The sequence below is a fragment of the Burkholderia sp. HMSC10F09 genome (assembly GCF_001806955.1).
Lineage (GTDB): Bacteria > Pseudomonadota > Gammaproteobacteria > Burkholderiales > Burkholderiaceae > Burkholderia > Burkholderia multivorans.
Map to the genome: position 1 here is coordinate 1 of NZ_KV786578.1, position 5,764 is coordinate 5,764.

At 70.2% G+C, this 5,764-nt stretch carries 4 protein-coding genes; 1 reads left to right on the forward strand and 3 read right to left on the reverse strand.

The features are described from left to right. Positions 1-58: 58 nt before the first annotated feature. A complete protein-coding gene (locus HMPREF3115_RS05560; protein WP_070553651.1) occupies positions 59-1,693 on the reverse strand; it encodes an AMP-binding protein in 1,635 nt (544 codons plus the stop codon). A gap of 324 nt (positions 1,694-2,017) precedes the next feature. On the opposite strand from HMPREF3115_RS05560, the gene HMPREF3115_RS05565 reads away from it, so the two are divergent. Then, a complete protein-coding gene (locus HMPREF3115_RS05565; protein ID WP_070553655.1) occupies positions 2,018-3,118 on the forward strand; it encodes an AraC family transcriptional regulator in 1,101 nt (366 codons plus the stop codon). 100 nt (positions 3,119-3,218) lie between these two features. Here HMPREF3115_RS05565 and HMPREF3115_RS05570 read toward each other — a convergent pair whose 3' ends face one another. Both HMPREF3115_RS05570 and HMPREF3115_RS05575 read right to left on the reverse strand, forming a co-directional pair. Further along, the gene (locus HMPREF3115_RS05570; protein WP_070553653.1) at positions 3,219-4,736 is read right to left on the reverse strand and encodes a sensor histidine kinase; all 1,518 of its coding nucleotides are present in this window, start codon (positions 4,734-4,736) and stop codon (positions 3,219-3,221) included. Further along, positions 4,733-5,452, reverse strand: coding sequence for a response regulator transcription factor (locus tag HMPREF3115_RS05575; protein ID WP_006402891.1), 720 nt, complete (start codon positions 5,450-5,452; stop codon positions 4,733-4,735). Before HMPREF3115_RS05575 ends, HMPREF3115_RS05570 begins: the two co-directional genes overlap by 4 nt. Positions 5,453-5,764: the final 312 nt, after the last annotated feature.

A 5,764-nucleotide genomic window follows, 5' to 3' on the forward strand; every position in this document is an offset into this window, starting at 1 on the left:
CGCACGACGGGCCGCGTCGCGCGCCGCACGGCGCCGTCCGCACGGCCTCGCGAGCCCATCAGGCGGCGCGCGACAGTTCCCGGCGCAGGATCTTGCCGACCGTCGACTTCGGCAGCCGCTCGACGATGCGCACGCACTTCGGCACCTTGTAGCCGGCGAGGTTCGCGCGGCAGTGCGCGACGATGTCGGCCTCGGTCAGCGTGGCACCAGGCGCGAGCACCGCGAACAGCTTCACGGCCTCGCGGGTGCGCTCGTCCGGCATGCCGATGCACGCGCATTCGGCGACACCGGGCAACGCGGTCGCGACGGCCTCGACCTCGTTCGGATACACGTTGAAGCCCGATACGAGGATCATGTCCTTCTTCCGGTCGACGATGCGCAGGAAGCCCGCCGCGTCGAACACGCCGATATCGCCGGTGCGGAAATAGCCGTCGGCCGTGAACGCCGCCGCGTTCGCGTCCGGCTGCTGCCAGTAGCCCGTCATCACCTGCGGCCCCTTCACGCAGATCTCGCCCGGCTCGCCGATCGCCGCCTCGCGATCGCGCTCGTCGAGCAGCTTCACGTCGGTCGACGGCAACGGCAGGCCCGTCGTGCCGGTGAAGCGATCGACGAACAGCGGATTGAACGACACGACCGGCGACGTCTCGGACAGCCCGTAGCCCTCGCGGATGAAGTTGCCGGTGATCGCCTGCCAGCGCGCCGACACGACGTCGATCGTCGCCGCGCCGCCGCCGATCGAGAGCCGCAGCCGCGACCAGTCGACATCGCCGAGCCGCGGATGCGCGCTCAGCGCCGCATACAGCGTGTTCACGCCGACGAACACCGTCGGCCGCGCGGCCGCGAGCACGTCGACCAGCGCATCGACGTCGCGCGGATTCGCGACGAGCCAGTTCTGCGCACCGGCCGTGAAGTACGACAGGAAGTTCACCGTCAGCGCGAAGATGTGATACAGCGGAATCGCGGTGACGATCACCTCGTCGCCCGCGCGCAGCGCGTCGGACATGAACGCGGCGAACTGCGCGACGTTCGCGACGAGGTTGCGATGCGACAGCGCCGCGCCCTTCGACAGCCCGGTCGTGCCGCCCGTGTACTGCAGCAGCAGCAGATCGTCGCCGCTCGGCGCGACGGCGTCGAACGTGCGGCGCGCGCCGTCTTCGAGCGCGTCGGCGAGTGCGATCGTCGCCGTCGGCAATGCGCCGCGCGCCGCGTCGGCGACCGGCACGATGCCGAGATCCTCGGGCCCGACGGTCAGCACCGTACGGATCCGCGTGCGTGCGATCACGTCGGCCAGCGTGCCGGTCGATCCACCGCATACGACGATCGTCTCGACGCCCGCGTCGTTGAGCTGATGTTCGAGTTCGCGCGCGGTATAGAGCGGATTGACGTTCACCTGCACCGCGCCGAGCTTGGCGACGGCGACGAACGCGATCGGAAACGCGGGCACGTTCGGCAGCATCACCGCGACGCGATCGCCGCGGCGAACGCCGACGACCTGCTGAAGATACGCGGCGAGCGCGGACGACAGCCGATCGACGTCCGCATAGGTCAGCGTGCGTGCGCCCGCGCGAAACGCGGGGCGGTCGGCGAAGCGGCGCATCGCGTCGCCGAGCATCGCCGTGACCGATGCATCGCGATCGGCGTCGATCTCCGCGGGAATCGGGCCGTACGACCCGATCCAGGGTCTGTTTGTCATGATCGATCTCCTCCGTGGACGGCGCGCGCGGACTGTCGGCCGTCCCGATCCGGCATGGCGCCGTGCACGCGGCTGCCTGCGCGTCCGGGTGACGCGGGCCGCCGCCTGAACGGCGACTATCGCTTGCGCGGCAGGCTCTTGAAAATGATCGGCGCGGCCGAAAAGGTGATTGAAACGGACACGCGCACGCCCGGATGTGTGTCGGCGCACACACGCGTGCCGCGCGCAGCCGCCCGCATCAGGGTGAACCCGGTGGCGCGGCCGGACGTTCGCGGGCAGAATCGCTGGCCCGGACAGGTACTAAAACGGACGGACACTCCCGCCATGACGCGCAGCACGCTTCCGAACCCGCCGGCCGCCCCCGCGGCGGCCGTGCCGGACGCGCCGTCGATGCACGCGCTGCACGACCGGCGCTATTCGCCGACGAAGCTCGCGGTACTCGTCGACGTCGCGTCGGCGCTCGGCGTCGACGCTGCGGTCGTGCTCGACGGCACGGGGCTCGATGCGGCCGCCGTCGCCGATCCCTTTACGCTCACGTCGTCGCTGCAGTTCCTGACGGCCGCGCGCAACGCGATTCGCGCATACGACGGCACCGATCTCGGCCTGCGCGTCGGCAGCCGGCTGCACGCGTCGAGCTACGGGATGTACGGTTACGCGCTGCTCTGTTCGACCTCGCTCGCGCACACGTTCGATTCGGCCGTCAAATACCACCAGCTCGCGAACCGCGTGCTCGCGATCCGCTGGGTCGAGCACGACGGCATCGCGTCGTGGCTGTTTCCGGACCCGCACGAAGTGGCACTGCCCGATCTCGACACCGCGCTGTATCGATTCCTGATCGACCTGCAGTTCGCCGTGCACGTGACGATCATCAAGGACGTGATGGGCGCGTGGTGCGTGCCGGCGCGCGCGCAGTTCGCGCAGCCGCGGCCGCCGCATGCGGCGCTGCTGGCCGACGTGCTCGAATGCCCGATCGCGTTCGACCAGCCGCGTCATGCGCTCGGCTATCCGTCGGCGTGGCTCGCACGCGCGCCGCAGCTCGCCAATCCGATCACGGCCGCGCAGGTGTCGTCGCAGTGTGCGCGGCTGCTCGACGAATTGCGCAGCCAGGCCGACGTCACGCGGCGTGTCTATCAGGAACTCACGCGCACGCCCGGCCAGTTTCCCGACATCGACTCGATCGCGGACAGCCTCTGCATCACGTCGCGCACGCTGCGGCGCAAGCTCGAAGCCGAAGGCACGTCGTACAGCGCGCTGCTGACGAGCGTGCGCAAGGCGCTCGCGATCGACTATCTGAGCACGACCACGCTCAGCATCGACGATATCGCGTCGACGCTCGGCTTCAGCGACGCGGTCGGATTCCGCCATGCGTTCAAGCGCTGGACCGGCACGACGCCGAGCGACGTGCGGCGCAAGCGCGGCCGATGACGCGCGATGCGCGTCGGTGCGAGCGGAAAGCGGAAAGCGAAAAGCGGAGAGCCGAGGGCGTCGCGCGACGCATCGTGCGCCGTACCGCGATCGACGCCGCTCAGCGCATCTCGCCACCCGTCGACGCGCCGTCGCCGCTCGCGGCCGATGCAACGGGCAGCGCGAATTCGAACACCGCGCCGTACCCCGCGCGATCGACAAGCCGGATGCGGCTGTCGTTGAGCAGCAGCATCCGATGCACGATCAGCAGGCCGAGCCCGCCGCTGCGCGCGGCCGCGCCGCTCGCGGGCCGCTGCGGCCGCTGAAACAGCCCTTCGCGGCGCGCCGGCGGAATCCCTTCCCCCGTATCCGACACGGTCACGAGCACGCGGTCGCCGCGCGGCTCGACGGCGACTTCGACGTCGCCGTGCGCGGGCGTGTGCCGCAGCGCGTTGTCGATCAGGTTCGTCAGCACGCGCTCGATCATCGCGACGTCGGCCGACACCGCCGGCACGCGCGACGGAATCCGCGCATGCAGCTCAATGCCGCGCGCCTGCGCGGTCAGCTCGAACTTCTGGAACACGTCCTGGACGAGATCGACGATCGAGAACGCCTCGCGCTCCGGCTGCACGCCGCCCGACTCGAGCCGCGCGAGTTCGAACAGCGCCTGCGCGAGCCGGCCGACCTTCGCGCTCTGCGCGAGCGCGATCGACAGATAGCGGCGCCGGTCGGGCTCGCCGAGCGTGTCGGCCTTCAGCGACAGCGTCTCCAGATAGCCGTGCAGCGACGTCAGCGGCGTGCGCAGGTCGTGCGAGATGTTTGCGATCAGTTCGCGCCGCTGCTGGTCCTGCCGCGTCAGCGCGCGCCATTGCTCGCCGATCCGGTCGGCCATCTGCGCGAACGCCGATTCGAGCACCGCGATGTCGTCGCCGCGCCGGCCGGGCGCGCTGCGCGGTACGGGCGGCTGCGTGTCCGGCGCGCCGTCGGCGTCGAAGCGGCGCATCGCGTCGGTCAGACGGCGCAGCGGACGCGTGATCAGGCTGAACGTGACCAGCCCCGCGAGCAGGCCGAGCAGCGCGACGAGCGCCATCGACCAGAGCGTCGTGCGCAGCACGTTGCCCGCCTCGACGCGCGCGGCAAGCTGGTCGTGCGCCTCGCCGAGCAACACGACGTAGATGTAGCCGGCCGGCGGCTCGCCCGCGCGCTGCAGCGGCGCCGCGCTGAACACCTTGCGTGCGTCGGCGCTGCGCGGATCGTCGCCGAGGATGGGCAGCGGGTCGCCCGCGATGAAGCGCTTCACGGGCGCGAGATCGACGCGGCCGCGCTTCACGTGGCCGGGCGGCGCATCGTCGCCGACGATGCGGCCCGCGTTGTCGAGCAGGTACACCTCGACGCTGGGGTTCACGCCCATCAGCTGGCCGAACAGCGTGCGTACCGCATCGGGGCGCAGCCCGTTCGCGCCCATCAGCGGCGTACTGTTCGCGATGTGCGCGGCGAGATCGCGCGACAGCGCCTGCACGACCTCCTTCTCGCGCATGTCGTTCGCGCGGATCTGCAGCCACGCGGACGCGCCCGAGCAGGCGAGCAGCAGCACCGAGAAGACGAGCGACAGGCGGCGGGTGAGCGTGAGTCTCATCATGCGTCCCGCTGCTCGGGGGCCGCGAGCTTGTAGCCGCGTCCCCATACGGTCAGGATCCGCACGGGTTCGGCCGGATCGGCCTCGATCTTCGCGCGCAGCCGGTTGATGTGCGTGTTCACCGTGTGCTCGTAGCCTTCGTGCTGATAGCCCCATACCGCATTGAGCAGATCCATGCGCGAGAACACCTTGCCCGGATGGCGCGCGAAGAAGTACAGCAGATCGAACTCGCGCGGCGTCAGGTCGATGCGCGTGCCGTCGACGCTGGCCTCACGCGCGATGGGGTCGATGGACAGTCCCGCGACGTCGAGCGTGCCCGCATCGATCCGCGAATCGCGCGCGAGCGCGTCGACGCGCCGCAGCAGCGCCTTCACGCGCGCCACCAGTTCGAGCACCGAAAACGGCTTCGCGAGATAGTCGTCCGCGCCGATTTCGAGGCCGAGGATCCGGTGCACCTCGCTCGAACGCGCGCTCGTGATGATGATCGGCGTGTAGCGCGCCATCGCGCGCGCGCGCCGGCAGATTTCGAGGCCGTCGACGCCGGGCAGCATCAGATCGAGGATCAGCGCGTCCCAGCCGCCCTGTTCCAGCAGCCGCAGCCCTTGCGCGCCGTCCGCGCTGTGCACGACCTCGTAGCGTTCGTCGCGCAGATGCAGGCTCAGCACGTCGGCGATGTCGGCGTCGTCCTCGACGATCAGGATGCGTTTCGGATGGTCCATGGCGATGGCGCGGCGCGCCGGAGCGCGGTCGGGTTGCGGGGCGGATGCCAGATCGGACGGCGCCCGGCTCGAATGGCGGCGCGCGGCCGCTGCCGCCATTGTGCAAAATTTTCCGGCGGCAAGGGATCACAATTCATTTAACTTTCCGTGAGGACTTCGACACCGGCCGCTGCCTACGCTGTGCGCATGTTTTCAGGACCTGCCCTCAGGAGCCGATCATGCCCACCCGCAGACACTTTCTGTTCGCCGGCACTGCCGGCCTCGCCGCGCTGGCCGCGCTGTCGTCGGCCGGCGTGACGATGCCGGTCGTGA

Bases quoted from the DNA above. Each gene is read 5' to 3' on its own strand.
- HMPREF3115_RS05560 (WP_070553651.1), bottom strand. From the start codon at position 1,693: ATGACAAACAGACCCTGGATCGGGTCGTACGGCCCGATTCCCGCGGAG.
- HMPREF3115_RS05565 (WP_070553655.1), top strand. From the start codon at position 2,018: ATGACGCGCAGCACGCTTCCGAACCCGCCGGCCGCCCCCGCGGCGGCC.
- HMPREF3115_RS05570 (WP_070553653.1), bottom strand. From the start codon at position 4,736: ATGATGAGACTCACGCTCACCCGCCGCCTGTCGCTCGTCTTCTCGGTG.
- HMPREF3115_RS05575 (WP_006402891.1), bottom strand. From the start codon at position 5,452: ATGGACCATCCGAAACGCATCCTGATCGTCGAGGACGACGCCGACATC.